The organism is Pseudomonas sp. Root71, from assembly GCF_001429045.1.
Lineage (GTDB): Bacteria > Pseudomonadota > Gammaproteobacteria > Pseudomonadales > Pseudomonadaceae > Aquipseudomonas > Aquipseudomonas monachiensis.
In genome coordinates, this window is record NZ_LMHY01000029.1 from 525238 (window position 1) to 548314 (window position 23077).

Below are 23077 nucleotides of genomic sequence, written 5' to 3' on the forward strand. Positions count from 1 at the left end.
GCGAGCAAGCCCGCTCCCACAGGGGATTTGTGGTGAATTGGAGACTAGAGGCTGTCTTGCAGGTGACGACGCAGCTCCTGCAACTCCGCCTGCAGGTTTTGCAGGCGCTCCACGGTCATCCCGCTGGCGCCGAGGATGCACTGGGGAACATCGCGGGCTTTGTCGCGTAACGCCCGGCCCTGTTCGGTGAGTTCGACGATCACCACCCGCTCGTCTTCGCGGCTGCGGGTTCGGCTGAGCAGGCCTTCGGCTTCCAGGCGCTTGAGCAGCGGCGTCAACGATCCAGGATCGGTCAGCAACCGCGTGCTGATGTCACCTACGGTCAAACCGTCCCTTTCCCATAGCACCATCATCGCCAGGTATTGCGGATAGGTCAGGCCCAGCACTTGCAGCAAGGGTTTGTAGACCTTGGTCATCATCAGCGAAGTGGAATGCAGGGCGAAGCAGGCCTGATTGTCCAGCAGCAGGTTGTCGCAGTTGTCCGGGGTGTTGCGCTCGGTGGTCATGTCGAAGCCTTGATCTGTGATCTGAAGAATCTAGCGGGCGAATCTTTAATGCGCCAGATAATTTTGATCAGTGCAACTGCAAATGGGTTTGCAGCACCAGATCCCAGGGCGGAACGGGGCTGAAACGGGTTTTCAGGTACTCCAGCAACAAGCGACTGCGGGAGTTGGGCTGCTGTTCCAGGCGCAAGGCATAGATGCCGGCGCTTTCCGGTTTCGGCAGGCCGCTGTCGCAGAACAGCGGCAGCAACTCACCGCGCAACAGGTACTCGCTGGCCAGCCAGGTCGGCAGATGCGCGATACCCAGTCCGGCCAATGCGCCGCACACCAGCGCCTCGGCATTGTTGGCGCTCATGCGGATCCGCGCCGGCCGGTGCAACTGCATTTGCCCGCCGCGCTCGAAACGCCAGGCGAAGGGGGGAGCCAGGCCATCCCAGTCAAGCCCGTCGTGTTCAATCAGCTGTGACGGCTCGCTCGGCACGCCGCGACGCCGCAAATAATCAGGGCTGGCGCAGGCGATACGCACCATGCTCGCCAGGGGCGTGGCTACCAGCCGGGTGTCGGCCAATTGCCCGGCACGCAATACCAGATCGACCTTGCCGAGGTTCAGGCCCTGCATGTCGACGAAGCTGTCGATCAGGTGCAGTTGTACATCGAGCCCGGGGTAGAGCATCAGGAAATCGGCAATCACCGGTGCCAGGTGCCGGCGCCCAAAGGCTGCCGGCGCATCGATACGAATCAGGCCTTCCGGCGCGCTGCTCAGGGACACGGCCTCGGCCCGGGCCAGGCGCAATTCGGCGACGATCCGCCGTGCGCGCTCGGCAAAGGCCAATCCCGCCGGGGTGGCGCGTACCGCATGGGTGCTGCGCAGGAACAGTTGACTGCCGACTGCGCTTTCCAGGCTGTCGATACGCCGTGCCACGGCCGAAGGGGTCAGCGGATGGCGGCGCGAGGCGGCGGAAAAACTGCCGGTTTCCAGTACATCGAGGAACAAGGCCAGTTGGTCGGTCAGCTGATTGGGGTTCATGGCAGGTTTGCGCTTGTGCGAATTTGGCACAGCCATTGTGCGTTGCTGTGCGTTTCCGCGCCAGCAGCAACTGCGTAGGATCAAAGGCCTGACGGCAACGGGGAAAATACTGTGATTGAGTTCTTGATGTATCTGGTGTTCGGCGCGGCGTTGGGCACGCTCGGCGGGTTGTTTGGCATCGGCGGCGGACTGATCGCCATTCCGCTGCTGGGCGTGCTGTTCGGGCTCGATCAGCAGATAGCCCAAGGCACGGCGCTGGTGATGGTGGTGCCGAACGTGATGCTGGCGCTGTGGCGCTATCATCAGCGCAACCGGATCGAACTGCGCCACGCGCTACCGCTGGCCATCATGGGGTTCTGCTTCGCCTGGCTCGGGTCGATCTGGGCGGTGGGCATTGATGCGCAAACCATGCGCATTGGTTTTGTCGCGTTCCTGATCGCGCTGTCGGCGTACAACCTTGTTCGCATGTTCGCCGCCAGCGCTCCGGCGACCTCGCAGATGAACTACTCATGGCCCTGGCTGGGCGTGCTTGGCGCTGCATCCGGCACGATGGGCGGGTTGTTCGGCGTGGGGGGCGCGGTGGTGGCGACGCCGGTGCTGACCAGTCTGTTCGGCACCAGCCAGGTGGTTGCACAGGGGTTGTCGTTGGCGCTTGCCTTGCCGAGTACAGGGGTGACGCTGGTGACTTACGCCGCGCACCATCAGGTCAGCTGGGTGATCGGCTTACCTTTGGCGGTCGGTGGGTTGATGAGTATCAGTTGGGGGGTGAAGGTTGCCCACGCTTTGCCCGAGCGGCTGCTGCGTGGGCTGTTTTGCGGGTTCCTGGTGTTCTGTGCGGTGATGCTCGCCTTCAAAGTTTGAAGCCTTCGACGATGTGCTCGGCCAGGCACTCGGTGATGGGCGACGGGTTATGCAGGTTGCGCACGAGCATGATGCTGGCCTCGGGCAGCAGCGGCAGGTCCTCGGCCTCACCGAGGATGCGCATGTCAGCGGTGATCAGGCTTTCAAGTTGTGCCGTGACGGCCAGGCCGGCGCTGACCACCGCCATGATCGCCGACAGGCTGTCGCTGTTGTACGCCACCCGGTAATCGCGCCCCCGGGCATCCAGGGCATTGCAGGCCCACAGTCGGCAGAAGCAATCACTGTTGAACATCGCCAGCGGCAGCGGTGTCTGCTCATGAGCGCTGTAGCATTGCGCTTGGGCCCAGACAAAACGTTCCTTGCGCAACAACTGGCCGATTTCGCTGCCCGGTTCGCGGGTCACGATGGACAGGTCGAGATCCTGGCGCATCAGCAGTTGTTTAGATGATTCGCAGTGCACTTCTATCTGAATCAGCGGGTAAGACTGGGCAAACCGGCGCAAGATCCCCGGGAGGAACCGCATCACATAATCGTCCGGCGTGCCGATGCGCACGGTGCCGACCATGTCGGGCTCACGCAAGGTATTGAAGACCTCACTGTGCAGCTTGAGGATGCGTCGTGCATAGCCGAGCAACACCTGGCCTTCGGCCGTCAGTCGCACCTGCCGCCCGTCGCGCTGGAACAACTGGCGCTGCAGCACATCTTCTTCCAGGCGTTTCATCTGCATGCTGACGGCAGACTGGGTGCGGTTGACGATTTCGCCGGCGCGGGTAAAGCCGCCCTGGTCGGCGATGGCGACGAAGGTGCGCAACACTTCGGTATCGATACTCGGGTAGGCGGACATCCATCAATCTCCGAGATATGTGACATCAGAAACATTCGTTGGATTGATCTTAGACCCGGCGCGAGACTGGATCCATCCAAACGGAGGGCAACAAGATGAAAGGTCAACACGAGTTCCAGGGATCAGAAAAACACTCGATTCACGTGATATCCGATCTGCTGCACAAGGTCGGCCGCTGGTACGAACTGCATCGCGAGCGCGAACTGCTGGCGAGCTTGAGCGACGAAGCACTCAAGGACATCGGCATGAGCCGTGCGGATGTGGAGAACGAGTCGATCAAGCCGTTCTGGAATGACCCGATGCATAAATGATGAATGCCACGCTACACAAACCCCTTACCGGTGAGGTAGGTTGCGAGCAGACAAGGAGGCACCCATGCCCGCGACGTTGTCCTTTACCCTCAAACAGGCTCGGCGTCTGGCGCTGGCCGCCCAAGGGTTCAACGGGCGGTCGTCGTCAGCGGCGATCAAGGCAGTTGCGCTCAATCGCCTGATCGAACGGCTGGGCATTCTGCAGATCGATTCGGTCAATGCATTGGTGCGTTCGCACTACCTTCCGCTGTTTTCCCGCCTCGGCAATTACTCATCCGATTTGCTCGACCAGGCTGCCTGGAGCCAGGGCCGGCGCCGTACGTTGTTCGAGTATTGGGGCCATGAAGCCTCGTTGTTGCCACTTTCCATGTACCCCTTGATGCGTTGGCGTATGCAGCGTGCGAGCCGTGGCGAAGACATCTATCAGCAATTGGCGCGCTTTGGCCGTGAACAGCAGGACACCATTCGCCGGGTGCTGGCTTCGGTCGAGGAGCAGGGCGCGTTGGGGGCCGCAAGTCTGTCGACCCGTCAGGAGCGGGCCGGCCCCTGGTGGGACTGGAGTGCGGAAAAGCATGCGCTGGAATGGTTGTTCGCTGCCGGTGAAGTGACCGTTGCCGGACGGCGCGGATTCGAAAGGCTCTACGATCTGCCGGAGCGGGTGATTCCCCGGGCGGTGCTTGCGCACCCCATCCTGAGTGAAGGCGAGGCCCAGCGCGGCCTGTTGCGGCATGCGATAACGGCCTTGGGAGTCGGTACGGAGAAAGACTTGCGTGACTATTTCCGCTTGAACCCTGGGGACAGTCGTCCACGTTTGGCCGAGTTGGTCGAGGCCGGGGAATTGCTGACCTGCGAAGTCCAGGGCTGGCGGCAACCGGCCTATTGTCTGCCCGAGCCGAAAGTGCCGCGCAAAGTCGTCGCCAGTGCATTGCTCTCACCGTTCGATTCGCTGATCTGGGAGCGCAGCCGGACCGAGCGGCTGTTTGATTTCCGCTATCGGCTGGAGATCTACACACCGCAAGACAAGCGAGTGTACGGCTATTACGTCCTGCCGTTTTTGCACAACGAACGGATTGCAGCACGGGTGGATCTTCGCGCGGAACGGGCTGCGGGCCGTCTGGCAGTGCATGCGGTGCATGAAGAGGACGCGGGGCTGGATGAGGAAGGGATGCTGGCGTTGGCGGTCAATCTGCGGCAGATGGCGGATTGGCTTGGGCTGGCGCAGGTTCAGCTCAATTGCCCGCGGGCGAGTGCGGCAAGGTTGCGGGAGGCATTCACACAAATTGGCGGTGTTTGATCTGACGTCATCGCGAGCAAGCTCGCTCCCACAGTTGACCGAGTTGTTTGGGCGAACGCGGACCCTTGTGGGAGCGAGCTTGCTCGCGATGGCGGTCTATCAGACAAGCAAAATCTAGCGTCGAACCTGCTTCAGTGTCTCAGCAATCAAAAACGCCAGTTCCAGCGACTGATCGGCATTCATCCGCGGATCGCAATGGGTGTGGTAGCGATCCGACAAGCCATCCTCGGTAATCGGCCGCGCGCCACCGATGCACTCGGTCACGTTCTGCCCGGTCATCTCGATGTGGATACCACCGGCATAACTGCCTTCGGCTTCGTGCACCTGGAAGAACTGCTTCACCTCCCCAAGGATCTGCGCGAAGTCGCGGGTCTTGTAGCCGCTGCTGGCTTTGATGGTATTGCCGTGCATCGGGTCGGAACTCCACAGCACCTGCTTGCCTTCACGCTGGACGGCGCGGATCAGCTGCGGCAAGTGATCACCGACCTTGTTAGCGCCCATCCGCGCGATCAGGTTCAGGCGGCCCGGGTCGTTGTCCGGGTTGAGCACATCGATCAAGCGAATCAGGTCGTCGGGGTTCATGCTCGGGCCGACCTTGACCCCGATCGGGTTGTTCACCCCGCGCAGGAATTCGACGTGGGCACCGTCGAGCTGGCGGGTGCGGTCACCGATCCACAGCATGTGGGCCGAGCAGTCGTAGTAATCGTTGGTCAGGCTGTCGCGACGCACGAAGGCTTCTTCGTAGTTCAGCAACAGCGCTTCGTGGGCGGTGAAGAAACTGGTTTCGCGCAACTGCGGCGAGGTGTCCATGCCGCAGGCGCGCATGAACGCCAGGGTTTCATCGATGCGATCGGCCAGGTGGCTGTACTTCTCGGCCAGCGCCGAGTTGGCGATGAAGTCCAGGTTCCACTTGTGCACCTGGTGCAGGTCGGCGAAACCGCCTTGGGCGAAGGCGCGCAACAGGTTCAGGGTCGCGGTGGACTGGTGGTAGGACTGCAGCAAGCGCTCCGGATCCGGCACGCGGCTTTTTTCGTCGAAGCCGATGCCGTTGACGATGTCGCCACGGTAGGCGGGCAAGGTCACGCCATCGATGGTTTCGTCATTGGCCGAACGGGGTTTGGCGAACTGCCCGGCCATGCGCCCGACCTTGACTACCGGGCAGCCGGCGGCAAAGGTCATCACGATTGCCATCTGCAACAACACCTTGAAGGTGTCGCGGATTTTCGCCGCGGAGAACTCGGCGAAGCTTTCGGCGCAGTCACCACCCTGCAACAGAAACGCGCGGCCCTGGGTCACCTCGGCAAACTGACGGCGTAACTCCCGGGCTTCGCCGGCAAACACCAGCGGCGGATAGCTGGCCAAGGTCTGCTCGACCTGCTGCAAATGCGCGGCGTCGGGGTATCGGGGTTGTTGCTGGATCGGCAGGGCGCGCCAGCTGTCAGGGCTCCAGGGTTGGCTCATCACGGTCTCTAGTGTTTTCGCTCGGACGTCCATGTTATCAGCAAATTAGTGCGTGACCTGTTCCCGTCGCTTCGCCGACAATCTCGCCTTTGCCGCTCTCCACGCGCGGTGTTATTGCGTTGCCGGCCCCGGTGACGATCAGGAGATGAAATGACTGAGGAGCGCGTCGAGCATCTGCTCGCCGAGGTACAGGACGAGTTCGGCGTGATTCGCGTGCTGGAAGTGGCCGATTACCGTTTTCTCGAGTTCGGTGATGCCATCGAGCAAAGCTGCGTGTTCACGGCCGACCCGAGCTGGCTCGAGTACGACTACACCCGGGCGATGCTGATCGGAGCGCTGTGCCACCAGCAACCGGAAAGTGCGCTGTTTCTCGGCCTCGGCGCCGGGACGCTGACTCAGGCTTGCCTCAAGTTTCTGCCGCTGGAAGATGTCGAAGCCATCGAACTGCGCCCGGATGTACCGCGCCTGGCCATTGAATATCTGGGGCTGGATGACGATCCGCGCCTGTACATCCGTGTTGGCGATGCGCTGGAGCTGCTGGACACCGCTGAGTCGGCGGACCTGATTTTCGTCGACCTTTATACCGACGTCGGGCCGGGTGTCGGTCATCTGGCCTGGAGCTTTCTGGAAAACTGCCAGAAGCGATTGAATCCGGGGGGCTGGCTGGTCATCAATCAGTGGGCTACCGACGATGGCAAACCCCTGGGCGCCGCCTTGTTGCGCGGTTTATACCACCGACATTACTGGGAGCTGCCGGTGAAGGAGGGCAACGTGATTCTGATCGTGCCGTCGGAGCTGGACCAGGAACTGGACATGGACGGCCTGATCGCCCGCGCCGAAGGGCTGGCGCCGCGGTTGGGGTATTCGCTGGACTCGTTGATCAAGTGCATTCGCCCGGCCACCTGAGGAGCACAGATTCCCCTGTAGGAGCTGCCGAAGGCTGCGATCTTTGAAGATCAAAAGATCGCAGCCTTCGGCAGCTCCTACGCAGATTTTCAGCAACCTTTGAACACTCCGGGCCGCCGCTCCACCATCGACCGCACACCTTCCTTGACGTCCTCGCTGGCCATCAACTTCTTGACCAGCAGCGGCAACGCCTTTGCCGCCGCGGTTTCCCCTTCATATCGGGCCTGTCGCGCCGACATCAGTGTCGCCTGAACCCCAAGCGGTGCCTGGCGGGCGATCCGTTCGGCCAGTTCAATCGCCCGGGGCAGCAAGTCCTCGCTGGCCATGACCTCCTGCACCAGACCCAGGTGCAAGGCATCACGGGCGTCGAATTCGTCACCGGTCAACAACCAGCGCATGGCGTTCCCCCAACCGGCGACTTGATGCAGGCGCAGGGTCGCACCGCCGAACGGGAAGATTCCCCGTTGCACTTCCATTTGTGCAAACCGGGTATTGCTGGCGCACAGGTTGATGTCGGCGGCCAGCATCAATTCGATGCCGATGGTCAGGCAGTAGCCTTGGGCGGCGACGATCACCGGTTTGCTGACCCTGGGACCTGCGAACACCGCCCACGGATCACAGCCGCCGGGCGGAACCTGCCAGCCATCTGCCAGTGTGACGCTGGCATTGACCAGGTCGAGCCCGGCGGTGAAGTGCTCGCCGTGAGCGAACACCACCGCCACCCGCGCCTCGCTGTCGGCTTCGAACTCGCCATAGGCCAGGCTCAATGCGTTGAGCAGGTCGAGATCGAAGGCGTTGCGCTTGGCCACCCGGTCCAGACCAATCAGGAACACGTGGCCATGCCGTTCGCGGCTGACTCGACTGGAGCTGGGCTGATTCATGGAGCGATCCTCGGGGTGGGAAGGGCGTGCCGGACCGGCGGTCTGCACGGCAAAGGGTGAACCGTTTTAGCGCCATCACCCGCAAGGCCGGGCCTTTGAAAAGTAGACGGCTGACCGATTATTCGCAAAGCCTGTGACACAACGGCGTATCCGGTGGATTTCCGATAAAAAAAGCTCCCTTTTTGGGCAAATTCCGGTATAGTGCGCGCCGGCCTTTAGCCGGGCCGCGTTTAGGTAGAGCAATTCCCCGAAGCCAGCTTCGGCTGCACGTCCGTACTGCGGACTCTCCCTTGACGATTCTTTTCATTCATTCGTTTTCGCAAATCCCCGCCGACAAAGCTGCCAGGGCGACTCTTGAGTCTCAACACGGCACGCGCAGCTTTGGAGCATGGGTCTTTGCGGATGCACTTAGAGGCAGACCCATGACCCAGGAAACCGGCGGCTTCGCCGCTTTTAATCTTAATCCGAATATTCTTGCAGCCGTCACCGCGACTGGCTACGAAGAGCCATCGGCTATTCAGCAGCAATCGATCCCGATCATCATGGCCGGTCACGACATGATTGGTCAGGCGCAAACCGGTACGGGTAAAACCGCTGCGTTCGCCCTGCCAATCCTGCATCGCATCGATCCTGCAAAGCGCGAACCGCAAGCCCTGATCCTGGCACCAACTCGTGAGTTGGCGCTACAAGTTGCAACCGCTTTCGAAACCTACGCCAAGCAAATGCCGGGCGTAACTGTTGTGGCTGTCTACGGCGGCGCGCCGATGGGCCCACAGCTGAAAGCAATCCGTAATGGCGCACAGATCGTTGTCGCCACTCCGGGCCGTCTGTGCGACCACCTGCGTCGCGACGAAAAAGTACTGGCGACCGTGAACCACCTGGTTCTCGACGAAGCCGACGAAATGCTCAAGCTGGGTTTCATGGACGACCTGGAAGTTATCTTCAAGGCTCTGCCTGCAACCCGTCAGACCGTATTGTTCTCGGCCACCTTGCCGCAGTCGATCCGCGCCATTGCCGAACGCCACCTGCGCGATCCGCAACACGTGAAGATCCAGACCAAGACCCAGACCGTTACCGCGATCGAGCAGGCTCACCTGCTGGTTCACGCTGACCAGAAGACTTCGGCCGTTCTCAGCTTGCTGGAAGTGGAAGATTTCGACGCCCTGATCATGTTCGTGCGTACCAAGCAAGCGACCCTGGATCTGGCCAGTGCCCTGGAAGCCAAAGGCTACAAAGCCGCTGCGCTGAACGGTGACATCGCCCAGAACCAGCGTGAGCGCGTGATCGATTCCCTCAAGGATGGCCGTCTGGACATCGTTGTGGCGACCGACGTTGCTGCTCGTGGCCTGGACGTTCCGCGCATCACTCACGTGTTCAACGTTGACATGCCGTACGACCCGGAGTCCTACGTTCACCGTATCGGCCGTACCGGCCGTGCCGGTCGCGAAGGTCGTGCGCTGCTGCTGGTGACTCCGCGTGAGCGCCGCATGCTGCAAGTGATCGAGCGTGTAACCGGTCAAAAGGTTGCTGAAGTTCGTCTGCCGGACGCTCAAGCCGTTCTGGATGCGCGCATCAAGAAACTGACCAACAGCCTGTCGCCGCTGGTGGCCGAGGCCGAATCGACTCACGGTGATCTGCTTGATCGCCTGACCGCCGACATCGGTTGCAGCCCGCGTGCCCTGGCCGCAGCCCTGCTGCGCAAGGCAACCAACGGTCAAGCGCTGAACCTGGCCGCTATCGAGAAAGAACGTCCACTGGTGCCGAACAATGCACCGCGTGGCGATCGTCCAGAGCGTTCCGGTGATCGTCCTGAGCGTAGCGACCGCGAGCGTCGTGCTCCGATGCCACTGGGCGAAGGCCGTGCACGTTGCCGTACCGCGCTGGGCGCGCGTGATGGTATCGCTGCCAAGAACCTGCTGGGCGCCATCCTCAACGAAGGTGGCCTGGCGCGTGAAGCGATCGGTCGCATCCAGGTGCGTGACAGCTTCAGCCTCGTCGAGTTGCCGGAAGATGGTCTGGAGAAGTTGCTGACCAAGCTGAAGGACACTCGCGTTGCCGGCAAGCAGTTGAAGCTGCGTCGCTACCGCGAAGATTGATCCGCTCTCGGGCTGATTGATCGAACATGAAAAATCCCCGACTGGTTCGGGGATTTTTTATGCCTGTAAAAAAGATCGCAGCCTGCGGCAGCTCCTACATGGGATCACATTCCTCCGTAGGAGCTGCCGAAGGCTCGGGCCGCGTTCGGACGATCTTTTGCCTTATTGGCTAACCGAAGCGATAGATGTCCATGCCCAATGCCCCCATGGTGAACCCCTGATGGGCAACGCTGAACGGCCCCCCGGCAGCGCGGGCAAAATACAACGGCAACAAGTGCTCATCACTCGGATGATTGCGTACAGCGTTTGGCGCCTGCGCGCGATAGTCGTGCAGCGCGTCTTCGTCGTTCGCGGCGAGTTTTTCGATCATCCAGTCGCGAAATGCCCGGGCCCAGGGTTCAACGCTCTCGGGGCCGGCATGCCAGTCCAGTTCCCGCAGGTTGTGAGTGATGCTGCCGGAGCCGATCAGCAGCACGCCATGCTCGCGCAGGCTGGCCAGCGCGTGACCAACACGGGTCTGCAGGGCGGGACCGCCACGGGTGGGCAATGAAACCTGGACAATCGGGATGTCTGCCTGCGGGTACATCAGCGATAAAGGCACCCAGACGCCATGGTCGAAAGGTCGATTGCTGTCGATACGTGCTGCAAAGCCAGCGGTTTTCAGTAATTCGGCAACCTCTGCGGCGAGTCGTGGGTCGCCGGGAGCCGGGTACTGGACTTCGAACAGGGCTTTGGGAAAGCCACCGAAGTCATGCCAGGTTTCCGGTTGTGGATTGCCGCTGACCAGCAGCTCATTGCTTTCCCAGTGTGCGGAAACAATCACAATGGCCTTGGGCTTCGGTAATTCGGCGGCCAGGCGGGCGAGTGCCGGCCCGCTGGCGCCGGGTTCCAGGGCGAGCATGGGGGAGCCGTGGGATATGTACAGGCTGGGGAACATGAATGAGCTCCTGAGAGTTAAGATGCAACATCTTCAGTCAGATCATTAATCTAAATCTAATATAAGTTTTAGGGTGTTTTGATCGAATTTTCGGGGTTATTTATGCAGCCGGAGTTTTGGCACAAGAAGTGGGCGGCGAACCAGATCGGCTTTCACCTGCCACAGGTGAACCCTTATCTGAAACGGTTCTGGCCAGCGTTGAGCCTTGAAGAAGGCGCGCGCGTGCTGGTGCCGTTATGTGGAAAAAGCCTGGATCTGCTATGGCTCGCCCATCAAGGCCATGAGGTCTTGGGAGTCGAACTGTCGGAAAAAGCCGTCGAGGAGTTTTTCAGCGAACATGGCTTTGATCCGGCCGTTAGCGAGCAGGGGCCGTTCAAGGTTTATCGGGCAGGTTCCATTGAGCTGTGGTGCGGCGATTTCTTCGAGCTGACGGCAGGCGACGTTGCCGATTGCTCCGCGCTTTATGATCGCGCGGCGTTGATCGCGTTGCCGGCGCAAATGCGCGAGCGCTACGCCGCCCATTTGAAGCGGATTCTGCCGAAGGAGTCCCTTGGCCTGATGATTACCCTGGATTACGACCAGGCGCAAATGCCCGGTCCGCCGTTTGCCGTACTCGATGAAGAGGTGCGACGGTTGTTCGGGGACTCATGGGCGCTGAAGATCCTGGAAGATCAGGATGTGTTGAGCGAGAGCGGGAAATTCCTGGAGGCGGGTGTCACGCGGCTGGAGGAGCGTGTGTATCGGGTTTCCAGTCGGTAGGAACGGTTAGCAGTACTGGCCTCTTCGCGAGCAAGTCGAATCGTCGCACCGCCGCTCCCACATTTGACCGCGATTCCTTGTGGGAGCGGGCTTGCCCGCGAAGAGGCCCTGAAAAGCACTGAAGCTTTTGAACACGCAAAAAAAGGCCCGCATCGCTGCGGGCCTTTTCATTTTTGCTGTGAAGTCTCTTAGCCCCGACGACGAGCCAGAGCGTCGATACGCTCTTCCAGTGGCGGGTGGCTCATGAACATGCGGGCGAACCCTTGCTTGATGCCACCGTTAATGCCGAAGGCGTTCAGGGTGTCGGGCATGTGCACCGGCAGGCCTTGTTCCGCCCGCAGGCGTTGCAGGGCGCCAATCATCGCGGCGGTGCCGGCCAGGTTTGCACCGGCTTCGTCGGCACGGAATTCGCGCTTGCGCGAGAACCACATGACGATGGCGCTGGCCAGGATGCCGAGAACAAGTTCGGCGAAGATGGTTGCCACGTAGTAGGCAATGCCTTGGCCTTCTTCGTTCTTGAAGATCACCTTGTCGACGAAATTGCCGATGATTCGTGCGAAGAACATCACGAAGGTGTTCACCACGCCCTGGATCAATGCCAGGGTAACCATGTCGCCATTGGCTACGTGGCCGATTTCGTGGGCCAGGACGGCTTTCACTTCATCCGGCGAGAAGCGCTCGAGCAAACCCTGGCTGACCGCAACCAACGCGTCGTTCTTGTTCCAGCCGGTGGCGAAGGCGTTCGCCTCGTAGGCCGGGAAGATACCGACTTCGGGCATCTTGATCCCGGCTTCGCGGGACAGTTGCTCGACGGTTTGCAGCAGCCATTGCTCGTGACGGGTACGTGGCTGGGTGATGATCTGGGTGCTGGTGCTCATCTTCGCCATCCACTTGGAGATGAACAGCGAGAACAGGGAACCGGCGAAACCAAAGACCGCACAGAAAATCAGCAGCTGATTGAGGTTGAGATCAACCCCATTGGCCGCCATGAACCCGTTGAAGCCGAAAAGGCTCAGGGTGATGCTGGCAATCAGCACGACCGCCAGGTTAGTGGCCAAGAACAGCAGGATGCGCATCATGGTTGTAGAAATCTCCTCAAGCTAAAGATGTAGCGTACTGCGGGGTATATAAGGTGCTGCACCGGGGTATTCAACCGGGTGACTATTTCAAACTGTGTCCTACGGCAACAGTCTAGCTGCTTGCAGGGCATTTCCGACAAGTGTGCAGGAAGTGTTTGTCAGTCAATTCGTGCCGAAGGCCCAGCCTTTGTTAGGCGTGGGCAGGCAAGGGGCTGTCCGGTAGCGACAAAGCGACGGCCAGTGGCCCAATGCAAATAAATGTTGCCGGATGAATCACCGTGCGACGTTCGGGGGCATCGCACGGTGACGGACCGCTTACTGGCGGTAGGACTTGAGGAAGCCGCCGATGCGTCCGATGGCCATCTCCAGGTCATCGACACGGGGCAGGGTCACGACGCGGAAGTGGTCTGGCCATGGCCAGTTGAAGGCGGTGCCTTGAACCACAAGCAGCTTCTCGGAGAGCAGCAGGTCGAGGACGAACTTTTCGTCGTTATGGATCGGGCAAACCTTGGGGTCGATCCGCGGGAATGCATACAGCGCGCCCATCGGCTTGACGCAGCTCACGCCCGGAATGTCGTTGAGCAACTCCCAGGTGCGGTTGCGTTGCTCCAGCAGGCGGCCCTGGGGCAGTACCAGGTCGTTGATGCTCTGATAGCCACCCAGGGCGGTCTGGATTGCATGCTGGCTCGGCACGTTGGCGCACAGGCGCATGTTCGCCAGCATGTCGATGCCTTCGATGTAGCTCTGGGCGTGGTGTTTCGGTCCGGAAATGGCGATCCAGCCGGAACGGAAGCCGGCCACGCGATAGGACTTGGACAGGCCGTTGAAGGTCAGGCACAGCAGGTCAGGCGCCAGGGAGGCGGTGCAGATGTGCACGGCGTCGTCGTAGAGGATCTTGTCGTAGATCTCGTCGGAGAACACCACCAGGTTGTGCTGGCGGGCCAGTTCCAGCATGCCCAGCAGCACTTCCTTCGAATACACCGCGCCGGTCGGGTTATTCGGGTTGATGATCACCAGGGCCTTGGTGTTCGGGGTGATCTTGGCCTTGATGTCGGCCAGGTCCGGCCACCAGTTGGCTTGCTCGTCGCACAGGTAATGCACCGGATTGCCGCCGGACAGGCTCACGGCTGCGGTCCACAATGGATAGTCCGGCGCTGGCACCAGCACTTCGTCGCCATTGTTGAGCAGCGCCTGCATCGACATCACGATCAGTTCGGATACGCCGTTGCCCAGATAGATGTCTTCAATGCCGACGCCTTCCACCTGCTTTTGCTGGTAGTACTGCATCACGGCCTTGCGCGCACTGAACAGGCCCTTGGAATCACTGTAGCCCTGGGCGGTCGGCAGGTTGCGGATCACGTCCTGGAGGATTTCATCCGGTGCTTCGAAACCAAAAGGCGCCGGGTTGCCGATGTTCAGCTTGAGGATGCGATGACCTTCCTCTTCCAGGCGCTTGGCGTGCTTGAGCACCGGGCCGCGAATGTCGTAGCAGACGTTGGCGAGCTTGTTCGATTTGCTGACCTGCATGGCGATGTGTTCCCGAAAATGAACGATCCAGACGGCGTTTGGGCAACCGTGCTGGGAATCCTGCGTATTCACACAGGCCTGACGCCTTGAGATGCAGCACCCATATTTCCGTTTGAATGCGCGTGGTCTGGCTGCCAGACTGGCGTTTGACGAGGCGCAATCATACGTGCCGCCCGATCCGTGGAAAAGGTACAGATCGGGCTTTTTCAGCCGCTGAGGTGTGATGATGGAAAAGTTGGAAAAAACCCTGGAAGAATGGAAGGCGATGCTCGACCCGGAGCAGTACAACGTGTGCCGCCTCAAAGGCACCGAACGTCCGTTTTCCGGTAAATACAACGCCACCAAGACCGACGGTATCTACCACTGCATCTGCTGCAGCGAGCCACTGTTCGACTCCAGGACCAAGTTCGATTCCGGCTGCGGCTGGCCGAGTTTCTACGCGCCGATCGGCGACAGCGCCATGACCGAAATCCGTGATGTCAGCCACGGCATGATCCGCACCGAAGTGGTCTGCGCCAAATGCGACGCGCACCTGGGGCATGTATTCCCTGATGGTCCGCCGCCGACAGGCCTGCGTTATTGCATCAATTCGGTATGCCTGGACCTGGTGCCCCGCGAGTAATGCGAGCCCCGTAGGAGCTGCCGAAGGCTGCGATCTTTTGATTCTTGGCCTCAAGAAAGACCAGGTCAAAAGATCGTCCGAACGCGGCCCGAACCTTCGGCAGCTTCTACAGTTGGTCAGTGTTTTGATTAATTAAATTGCACACAATTAAATTGCTAGCTATTTTGTTGTTTCTTCCATTCGTTCGGAACCTCAAACATGAGCGACAACCTGCTGAGCATCCCTTGCACCACGATCAAGGGCGAGCAAAAGACCCTGGCGGATTTCGCCGGCAAGGCCGTGCTGGTGGTCAACACGGCCAGCAAGTGCGGTTTCACTCCGCAGTACAAGGGCCTGGAAGAGTTGTGGCAGACCTACAAGGACCAGGGTCTGGTGGTGCTCGGATTTCCCTGCAACCAGTTCGGCAAACAAGAGCCGGGCAATGAAGGGGCGATCTCCGAGTTCTGCGAGTTGAACTTCGGTGTCAGCTTCCCGCTGTTCAAAAAGATCGACGTCAACGGTGCCGATGCCCATCCGCTGTTCGTGCAATTGAAAAAGCGCGCACCGGGGGTGCTGGGTTCCCAGGGCATCAAGTGGAACTTCACCAAGTTCCTGATTGGCAAGGACGGGCAACTGGTCAAGCGCTTCGCTCCGGCGACCAAGCCGCAGGACCTGACCCGCGAGATCGAAGCCCTGCTCAAATGAATACCTTGTCAGTCGATTCCCTGAAGCTCGACAGCCAGTTGTGTTTCAAGCTGTACGCGGCTTCCCGGGCGGTGATTCGCGCCTACAAGCCAATGCTCGATCAGTTGGGCCTGACTTACCCTCAGTACCTGGCGATGCTGGTGTTGTGGGAGTGGCAGGAAGCGGCCCCGGAGCAACCGACCGTCAAGGCATTGGGCGAGCGTCTGGCCCTGGATTCCGGCACGCTGACACCCTTGCTCAAGCGCCTGGAACAACTGCAACTGGTGCAACGCCAGCGTTCGGTGCGCGATGAGCGTGAAGTGCACCTGAGCCTGTCGCCAGCCGGCGCGGCCTTGCGTGACCAGGTCGGGCCACTCAAGGCGCGCCTGTTGTGCGACAGCGGGGTCGATCTGAATCGTCTCAACGAATTGCGCGATGGCCTCGATCACCTGTTGGGGCAGATCAAGGCGTTGTCGTAGCGGGGATCCACAGGTCCAGCAGGGCGGCCAGTTCTTCGCGCCGAAAGGGTTTGGCCAGGTAGTCGCTCATGCCCGCGGCACGACAGCGTTCACGCTCCTCCGACATGGCGTTGGCCGTCAGGGCAACAATGGGCAGTTGGGGCCAGCGTCCGTTGCGGCGGATTTGCCGGCTGGCTTCATAGCCGTCCATCACCGGCATGTTGCAGTCCATCAGCACCAGGTCGAAATCCCGTTGTTCGAGTTGGTCCAGGGCCTCGCCGCCATGAGCCGCGGTGGTGACCTCACAGCCGAGTTTGCCGAGCATGCCCTTGGCCACCAACTGATTGACCGGGTTGTCTTCCACCAACAGCACTCGTCCGCGGCGTAGCGGGCATTGAGTGTCGAGCCGGGCCTCATTGATCGGGTGGGTTTGCGGTTGCAGGATCCGCTGCAACGTCTGAAGCAGCGTACTGCGGGCCAAGGGGCGGGCCTGTTGTTGCAGGGGGGCGAGGGCGCTGGCCTCTTCGCTGGGCATGAAGTTGCCGTAAGCGGTGATCAGCAGGATCGGCGCGCTGAGGGTGGGGCGCAAATTGAACAGGCATTCGGGGCAGTCGGTGATGAGCACGTCGGCTGTCAGGCCAAACAGTGGGTCATCCATGGAACGCCGTTCATAGTCCAGCCCCCAGACAGGCAACAGGCTGTTCAACAGTTCCCCCAGACCGCTGCTGGCGGCAGTGATGGCAATGACCTTGCCCTTGAGCGAAACAGCAGGCATTGCGCGAGTATGACTGGGCAAAGGCAAGTCTGCGCAGAACTGGCTGCCAAACCCCGCCTCGGAACTGATCGTCAGGCGTCCTTGCATGGCTTCGCAAAGGTTGTAGGTCAGGGCCAGGCCCAGCCCGGTGCCGCCAAACTGACGGGTAATACCGGCGCCGGCCTGGGTGAAAGGCTGGAGGATCTTGACCTGGGCATCCTGGGGGATGCCGATGCCGGTGTCACACACTTCGATCCTGACGCCGTCGCCGAACGTCGACAGGCGCACGTCGACCCGCCCGAAACGGGTGAACTTGAGGGCGTTGGACAGCAGGTTACTGACGATCTGCCGCACCCGGGTCGGATCGCCGAGCACCAGTGCCGGGAAATGCGGATCGATCAGGCAGGTCAGTTCGACGCTGGGGGCGGCGTTCTGCGACAACAGGTTGGCGGTGTCTTCGATCAGCGAACCGAGGTCGAAGGGGATGTGTTCGAGTTCGAGTTGGCCGGCATCGAACTTCGACAAATCGAGAATATCGTTGAGCAATTCCACCAGCACTTTGCCCGAGTCATGGGCGATAGACAGTTGCTGCTGTTGTTCGGCATTCAGCGGCCCGTCGAGTGACAGCGCGATCATCCCGAGCAAGCCATTGAGAGGCGTGCGGATTTCATGGCTCATGTTGGCCAGGAACACCGAGCGGGCTTCGGCCATGTCGAGGGCGGTACTGCGGGCGGCTTCCAGTTCCTCGTTGGATTGGCTCAACCGCGCGTTGATCGCCTTGAGTTCGGCAGTGCGGGCCGAGACGATGTTTTCCAGTTGGCCGAGGTATTCGGTCAGGCGGTTTTCCGCGTTGCGCCGCTGCTGGATTTCGGTGGCGATGTTCTTGAATTGCTGGTTGGCAACCTTGACCAGCACGCCGATTTCATCGTTGGCGTGTCCGGTGGGACACTCCAGTGAGGTCGATTCGGTGCTGCCCGGGTCGCGACCGCTGAGTTCACGGATGACTCGCACCAGGGGTTTGGTCAGCATCACATAGAACAGCGCCAGCAGGATGCCGGACAGCAGCAGGCTGCGGGCGAAGCCATTGATCAGGGTCACTTCGGCCCGGCGCAGGAACCGGTCGCCGAAGGCGTAAGTATCGACGTTCAGCCGCAGCGTACCCAGGGATTCGTTGGGCATATGATCCAGGTAAAGCCGGTCTTCGAACTGTCGGTTGGCGCCGAACAGGAAGTCACTGAGCATCCGGTAACCGTTTTCCACACCGGGTCGCTTGACGTTGGCCAGAACGGTACCGTTGTTGTCGGTCAGTTTTGCGCCGATGATCGCTGGCGAGCGCAGCAGGCCCAGGGTCAGTTCCTTGGCGAGTTCGGCGTCGATGTTGTAGGCGATTCGCGAGGCCGGGTTGTGGCTGATTTCCAGCAATGAAAGGATTTCACGATTGATGGAGGCGTCTTCACTGGCATAATCGATGCCTATTTGCAGCAGGCTGAGCAGCGTGCCCAGAATGAAACCGACCAGCACAGTAAGCCGGGCTTGCTTGAATGACAGCCGGTTGGTGAATTTGATGTCCATGAGGGGGTGAACCACTTCGGTTTCCTTTCGCTGCTCAAGCATAGTCGATCATGCATGCCTGCTGATGTTCTCGCGAGGCTTGTACTGCGGGGGCCGCCGCTTGTGTGACGCTGTGTTTCGTCGCTGTATCACCATCATTACTGTGAACGTGCCTGAGGAGAAGTCGTGGATTCCCGATTGAATGCTTTTCTTGAACGCGCCGATGCCGTTCTGGCCCGTATCGAGCCGTTGCTGCCGGCCTTCCGGCCCACCATCGACTGGACACAATGCCTGGCCGCGCGCTGGCAGCGTGAGTCGCGCGGCGGTTATCTGATGCCGCTGGAGGTCAGCCTCGACATGCGTTTGTCGGACCTGATCGGCGTCGACCGGCAAGTCGAGCAGCTTGGGCGCAATACCCAACAGTTTCTCGACGGCATGCCGGCCAACCACGCCTTGCTCTGGGGCTCACGCGGCACCGGCAAGTCGTCGCTGGTGCGCGCTTTGCTGGCTGAGCACGCTCAAGCCGGATTGCGCTTGATCGAGATTGAACGTGATCACCTGGCAGACCTGCCGCGAGTGGTCGAACAGATCGGCAAACTGCCTCAGCGTTTCGTGTTGTTTTGCGATGACCTCTCGTTCGAGTCGGGCGAGGGTGATTACCGAGTGCTCAAGAGTGTCCTCGATGGCTCGCTGGAACAGGCGCCGGACAACGTTTTGCTGTACGCCACGTCCAACCGTCGCCACCTGGTGCCGGAAAAGGAAAGTGACAACGAAAACTGGAAACGGGTCGACGGCGAACTGCATCCGAGCGAGGCGGTGGAAGACAAGATCGCGCTGTCGGACCGCTTCGGCCTGTGGCTGTCGTTCTATCCGTTTACCCAGGAACACTTCCTCGACGTCGTCGAGCACTGGATCGGCCAGTTGGCCGGCAAGGCCGGACTGGCGTGGCAGCGCACCGAGGAACTGGACATCCTGGCGGTACGCTGGGCCACCGGCCGAGGCAATCGCAATGGGCGTTGCGCCTATCAATTTGCTCGTTATTGGGTCGGGCTGAAACTGTTGGAGCACAAGGCATGATCGATTTACAAAAGAGCGGCCAGGGCCTCGAAGGCTACGGCATGCTGCACGCACAGCTGGAGTCATTGCTGGCGGACGAGCGGGATTTTATCGCCAATGCCGCACAATTCTCGGCGTTTCTGTTCAATCAACTCGATGACTTGAACTGGGCCGGTTTCTACCTCAACCGTCATGAAGAGCTGGTGCTGGGCCCGTTTCAGGGGCAGATCGCTTGCGTACGGATTCCGTTCGGCCGTGGCGTTTGCGGGGCGGCGGCAGCCACCCTGCAGACTCAACGAGTCGAAGATGTGCACGCGTTCCCCGGTCACATTGCCTGCGACAGCGCCTCGAACAGCGAACTGGTGGTGCCGTTGGTCAAAGACGGCCGATTGATCGGCGTGCTTGACCTCGACAGTCCGAAACTTGCGCGTTTCACCGCGCAGGACCAAGCCGGGATCGAACAGCTGGCGGCGATTTTCCTGCGCCTGACCGACTGCTGATCAAGACGCCAGGCCGGCCTTGGCCAGCAGGCCGGAGGCGTCCACCGCATCGATCTGCCCAGGGTCGAGGAAGCGCCTGGCGTACTGCAAATAGATTTGTGCCTTGATGAACAGCCCGAACAGCTGCGGGTCTATGTGGGCATCACGGCACATGAACGCCATGATGCTCAGCGCCTCGCTCAAGGTCTTGGCTTTTTTGTATGGGCGGTCGGCGGCCGTCAAGGCTTCGAAAATATCGGCAATCGCCATCATCCGCGCCGGCAGGCTCATCTCTTCTCGCTTCAAGCGTTTCGGATACCCGCTGCCGTCCATTTTTTCGTGATGCCCGCCGGCTATTTCCGCGACGCTGCGCAAGTGCCCGGGGAATGGCAGATGGTTGAGCATCTGGATCGTCTGAACGATGTGGTTATTGATGACATAACGCTCCTCGCTCGTCAGTGTGCCCCGGACGATGCTCAGGTTGTACAGCTCGCCGCGGTTGTATTTGTGGGGCGGAACGTCGAGCTTGAAGCCCAGGGGATTGTCCTGCGGTATCACTTCGTTTTCGCTGCGTTCGAACAGGTGCTCGGGTTTGTCCGCCAGTAAGGGTTCGCTGACGGGCAGGGCTGGGGCGGGCGTTCGGGCCTGACGCCGGTTTTCTTCCCAGGACACGCCCAACCGGTCATCCAGGGTCCGGGTCCAGGTGCGTTCAGCCAGGCGGCGCAGACGTTGCAGATCAGCGTCGGCCATGGCTTCGCCGCCGAGATTGCAACGGGCCACGAAGGCGAAATCATCATCCAGTCCGGCCAGGCTGGTATTGCGCAGTTCCGCCAGCGCTCGCTCGTCACCGCCCAGGGCAATGGCCTGCCAGTAGCTGATCCAGGCATCGCGCTTGAGCACCTCGAAGCGGGTACGGATCTCGTGGATGCGATCGGTCAGGGTTTCCAGTTTCGTGGCTTTGTCGACAACGTATTCCGGCGTGGTGACCTTGCCGCAATCGTGCAACCAGGCGGCGATGTGCAGTGCCTCCCATTCATCTTCGGTTGGCTGATAAGCGCTGAAGGCGGGCTCCTGGCTGTCTGCCGCCGCTTGGGCAAGCATCAGGGTCAGTTCCGGCACCCGCTGGCAATGGCCGCCGGTGTAGGGGCTTTTGGCGTCGATGGCGCCGGCCAGCAGTTGAATGAAGGCGTCCAGCAGCTGTTTTTGCCGGGCTTGCAGGCGCTGGCTTTCGATACACACGGCGGCCGCGCCGGACACCGCCTGGAGAAACGCAATGCGGTCCGGCCGCAGTTTGTCCAGATCGCTCTGCTCGCCGCTGTCGGCCAACAGCAACACCAGCAGACCCACGGTTTCGTTGTGGCGATTGTGCAGGCGGATTCCGATCAGATGGACTCGGGGGCTTTCCAGCGAGAGCAGGATTTTCTGCAGATCACCTGCCTGCTCGAAACCCAGGTTACTGACGACAGTGTCGACATTGGCCAACTGGTGCAGCCATGGGGGGCTTTGCGGATTCTTCAGCGAGTGTCCGCGGATGTCGAAGGCTTGCAGGTTCTCGGCGGTGTTGTTGATCACCAGTCCGTGAGGTTCCATGTGCTCGCCATCACCTTCGCGCAGATAGATCAGGCCGGCCTGGGCCTGACCGATTTTCACGGTTTCAAACAACACCCGTTCCAGCAGTGGGGCGAAGCGGGTTTCGGCGCTGAGGCTGTCTGTGATCTGGAAGAAGCTTGCCAGGGTGTCTTTCACCCGTGCCATCGACACACTCAGCTGGTCGACTTCGAGCACTGGCGAGCGACGGGAAAGCGGAAAATTGAAATCGAAGCTGCGAATCGCGTCGGCCTCCTGCACCAGGGCGCGCAAGGGCTTGACCAGGACTCTCGACGTCAGCCAACCCAGGGGCACGCATAACAGCAGGATTGCCAGGGTAATGAGCGCACCTTGCCAGCGCATCCGGTACGCGTCGACGAGCAACTCGTCCTCCGGTACCAGCAGCGCCAGTTGCAGGCCTTGGGGGCCGCCTTCCTGCATGCTGCTGCGGGCCACGATCCACTGCCGGCCGCTGGCGTTCAGGTGACTGCCCTGAGGGGGACTGTTGAGCAACGCACCCAGGCTGGGGCTCAGGTCCGCCGCCTTGATCAGGCGGGACGTCTGATCATCGATGATCAGCCTGCGGCTGTCGGGGTAGGCAATGGCATTGCCTTGGGCATCGAACAGCACGATTTCGGTGTTGGGGGTCACGACGTGCTTGGCCAGGGTCGCGCTGAGTTCGGCCAGGGTCAGGTCAGCGGCCAGGATTGCCTTGTCGCCGCTGCGTCGTGCCAGTGTCGTGCCGATGTTGTGGGTGGAAAAGAAAATATAGGGTTCGGTGGTGATCTGGTCATTGTCGCCGCGGGCGCTGGTAAACCAGGCGCGGTTGCGTGGGTCGTACGTATCGTTCAGGTTGTCCTGACGGCTGACAAGTACCAGGTTCCGGTCGAAAAACAATGACTGGGAGTGGGCCTGGCCGCTGCTGTCGTGCTCGATGCTCCAGACCTGGTAAACCGCCGTGTCCGGTGCCTTGACCAGGGCTTTGACCGCTGGGGTGCGCAGCGGGCGGACCATGAAAAAGTCACCATTGTCGTAGCCCAGGTACAGCGAAGCCAGGTTGGGGTTGTCCTCGAGTGACTGGCTGAACGGTTCGAGCAGTGCCAGGCGTTGTTCCAGATCAGGGGACTGGCCCGCCGGATTGAGTGCCAGCAGGCTCAACAGATGACGAATGGGGTCATAGGTCGCGTGCAGGTCCAGCCGGACATCCTGCTCAATGCGGTTGAAGAGTTTTTCACTGCTGGACAAGATGATCTGTGTGGTTTGCCGGTAGTTGAAAAGCCCCAGGGCAGTCCCGGTCAGCAACAGTAGAAGGGTGAACATCACGCTGATATGGATATGCAGCGGAAACCGGCGTGGATCCGTGCGCAGTGGGTCAGGCATTGCGGGTTTCTCCAGGATGGTCAACACACTGCCGAGGGACC

At 60.6% G+C, this 23077-nt stretch carries 21 protein-coding genes; 11 read left to right on the top strand and 10 right to left on the bottom strand.

The window, feature by feature from the left end:
- Positions 1-44 precede the first annotated feature (44 nt).
- Positions 45-506, bottom strand: a complete 462-nt coding sequence (locus ASD95_RS26200) for a MarR family winged helix-turn-helix transcriptional regulator (RefSeq protein WP_056727108.1) — start codon at positions 504-506, stop codon at positions 45-47.
- 67 nt (positions 507-573) lie between these two features.
- Positions 574-1530, bottom strand: a complete 957-nt coding sequence (locus tag ASD95_RS26205) for a LysR family transcriptional regulator (protein WP_056727437.1) — start codon at positions 1528-1530, stop codon at positions 574-576.
- A 126-nt stretch (positions 1531-1656) separates the two neighbouring features.
- On the opposite strand from ASD95_RS26205, the gene ASD95_RS26210 reads away from it, so the two are divergent.
- Positions 1657-2391: a sulfite exporter TauE/SafE family protein gene (locus ASD95_RS26210; RefSeq protein ID WP_056727107.1), complete on the top strand. Its 735-nt coding sequence runs from the start codon at positions 1657-1659 to the stop codon at positions 2389-2391.
- Here the strand turns inward: ASD95_RS26210 and ASD95_RS26215 are convergent.
- Positions 2381-3235: a LysR substrate-binding domain-containing protein gene (locus tag ASD95_RS26215; RefSeq protein WP_056727106.1), complete on the bottom strand. Its 855-nt coding sequence runs from the start codon at positions 3233-3235 to the stop codon at positions 2381-2383. The genes ASD95_RS26210 and ASD95_RS26215 overlap by 11 nt on opposite strands.
- A 95-nt stretch (positions 3236-3330) precedes the next feature.
- On the opposite strand from ASD95_RS26215, the gene ASD95_RS26220 reads away from it, so the two are divergent.
- Both ASD95_RS26220 and ASD95_RS26225 read left to right on the top strand, forming a co-directional pair.
- Positions 3331-3546 (top strand): DUF1127 domain-containing protein, encoded by a 216-nt coding sequence (locus ASD95_RS26220; RefSeq protein WP_008049076.1) that lies wholly within the window; start codon positions 3331-3333, stop codon positions 3544-3546.
- Between the two features lie 64 nt (positions 3547-3610).
- Positions 3611-4840: a winged helix-turn-helix domain-containing protein gene (locus tag ASD95_RS26225; protein ID WP_056727105.1), complete on the top strand. Its 1230-nt coding sequence runs from the start codon at positions 3611-3613 to the stop codon at positions 4838-4840.
- A gap of 114 nt (positions 4841-4954) precedes the next feature.
- On the opposite strand, the gene ASD95_RS26230 is transcribed toward ASD95_RS26225, so the two are convergent.
- On the bottom strand, positions 4955-6301 hold the full coding sequence (locus ASD95_RS26230) for a class II 3-deoxy-7-phosphoheptulonate synthase (protein ID WP_056727104.1): 1347 nt from the start codon (positions 6299-6301) through the stop codon (positions 4955-4957).
- 150 nt (positions 6302-6451) lie between these two features.
- On the opposite strand from ASD95_RS26230, the gene ASD95_RS26235 reads away from it, so the two are divergent.
- Positions 6452-7207, top strand: a complete 756-nt coding sequence (locus ASD95_RS26235) for a spermidine synthase (protein WP_056727103.1) — start codon at positions 6452-6454, stop codon at positions 7205-7207.
- 89 nt (positions 7208-7296) lie between these two features.
- On the opposite strand, the gene ASD95_RS26240 is transcribed toward ASD95_RS26235, so the two are convergent.
- Positions 7297-8088 carry a crotonase/enoyl-CoA hydratase family protein gene (locus ASD95_RS26240; RefSeq protein ID WP_056727102.1) on the bottom strand — a complete coding sequence of 264 codons (792 nt, stop codon included), beginning with the start codon at positions 8086-8088 and terminating at the stop codon, positions 7297-7299.
- A 422-nt stretch (positions 8089-8510) separates the two neighbouring features.
- Between ASD95_RS26240 and ASD95_RS26245 the strand changes: the two genes are divergently transcribed.
- Positions 8511-10184 carry a DEAD/DEAH box helicase gene (locus ASD95_RS26245; RefSeq protein ID WP_056727101.1) on the top strand — a complete coding sequence of 558 codons (1674 nt, stop codon included), beginning with the start codon at positions 8511-8513 and terminating at the stop codon, positions 10182-10184.
- A 169-nt stretch (positions 10185-10353) separates the two neighbouring features.
- Here ASD95_RS26245 and ASD95_RS26250 read toward each other — a convergent pair whose 3' ends face one another.
- Positions 10354-11121 carry a DODA-type extradiol aromatic ring-opening family dioxygenase gene (locus ASD95_RS26250; protein ID WP_056727100.1) on the bottom strand — a complete coding sequence of 256 codons (768 nt, stop codon included), beginning with the start codon at positions 11119-11121 and terminating at the stop codon, positions 10354-10356.
- Between the two features lie 102 nt (positions 11122-11223).
- Between ASD95_RS26250 and ASD95_RS26255 the strand changes: the two genes are divergently transcribed.
- Complete coding sequence (locus tag ASD95_RS26255; protein WP_056727099.1) at positions 11224-11880, top strand: thiopurine S-methyltransferase; 657 nt, start codon at positions 11224-11226, stop codon at positions 11878-11880.
- A gap of 188 nt (positions 11881-12068) precedes the next feature.
- Here the strand turns inward: ASD95_RS26255 and htpX are convergent, their stop codons facing one another.
- Positions 12069-12959, bottom strand: a complete 891-nt coding sequence (gene htpX / locus ASD95_RS26260; RefSeq protein WP_007973520.1) for a protease HtpX — start codon at positions 12957-12959, stop codon at positions 12069-12071.
- Between the two features lie 315 nt (positions 12960-13274).
- A complete protein-coding gene (locus ASD95_RS26265) occupies positions 13275-14486 on the bottom strand; it encodes a pyridoxal phosphate-dependent aminotransferase (protein ID WP_007973513.1) in 1212 nt (403 codons plus the stop codon).
- 226 nt (positions 14487-14712) lie between these two features.
- On the opposite strand from ASD95_RS26265, the gene msrB reads away from it, so the two are divergent.
- The 3 genes from msrB (at position 14713) to ASD95_RS26280 (ending at position 16250) form a co-directional block, all read left to right on the top strand.
- Positions 14713-15108 carry a peptide-methionine (R)-S-oxide reductase MsrB gene (msrB, locus tag ASD95_RS26270; protein ID WP_046043423.1) on the top strand — a complete coding sequence of 132 codons (396 nt, stop codon included), beginning with the start codon at positions 14713-14715 and terminating at the stop codon, positions 15106-15108.
- A gap of 198 nt (positions 15109-15306) precedes the next feature.
- Positions 15307-15792, top strand: coding sequence for a glutathione peroxidase (locus tag ASD95_RS26275; protein WP_056727098.1), 486 nt, complete (start codon positions 15307-15309; stop codon positions 15790-15792).
- Positions 15789-16250, top strand: coding sequence for a MarR family winged helix-turn-helix transcriptional regulator (locus ASD95_RS26280; RefSeq protein ID WP_056727097.1), 462 nt, complete (start codon positions 15789-15791; stop codon positions 16248-16250). Before ASD95_RS26275 ends, ASD95_RS26280 begins: the two co-directional genes overlap by 4 nt.
- On the opposite strand, the gene ASD95_RS26285 is transcribed toward ASD95_RS26280, so the two are convergent.
- Positions 16234-18597: a hybrid sensor histidine kinase/response regulator gene (locus tag ASD95_RS26285; protein WP_056727096.1), complete on the bottom strand. Its 2364-nt coding sequence runs from the start codon at positions 18595-18597 to the stop codon at positions 16234-16236. The genes ASD95_RS26280 and ASD95_RS26285 overlap by 17 nt on opposite strands.
- A gap of 123 nt (positions 18598-18720) precedes the next feature.
- Between ASD95_RS26285 and ASD95_RS26290 the strand changes: the two genes are divergently transcribed.
- Together ASD95_RS26290 and ASD95_RS26295 are read left to right on the top strand one after the other, a co-directional pair.
- A complete protein-coding gene (locus tag ASD95_RS26290) occupies positions 18721-19611 on the top strand; it encodes an ATP-binding protein (RefSeq protein WP_056727095.1) in 891 nt (296 codons plus the stop codon).
- Positions 19608-20090 carry a GAF domain-containing protein gene (locus ASD95_RS26295; RefSeq protein ID WP_056727094.1) on the top strand — a complete coding sequence of 161 codons (483 nt, stop codon included), beginning with the start codon at positions 19608-19610 and terminating at the stop codon, positions 20088-20090. The genes ASD95_RS26290 and ASD95_RS26295 overlap by 4 nt, the downstream gene beginning before the upstream one ends.
- Here ASD95_RS26295 and ASD95_RS26300 read toward each other — a convergent pair whose 3' ends face one another.
- On the bottom strand, positions 20091-23036 hold the full coding sequence (locus tag ASD95_RS26300; RefSeq protein ID WP_056727093.1) for an HD domain-containing phosphohydrolase: 2946 nt from the start codon (positions 23034-23036) through the stop codon (positions 20091-20093).
- Between the last annotated feature and the right edge of the window lie 41 nt (positions 23037-23077).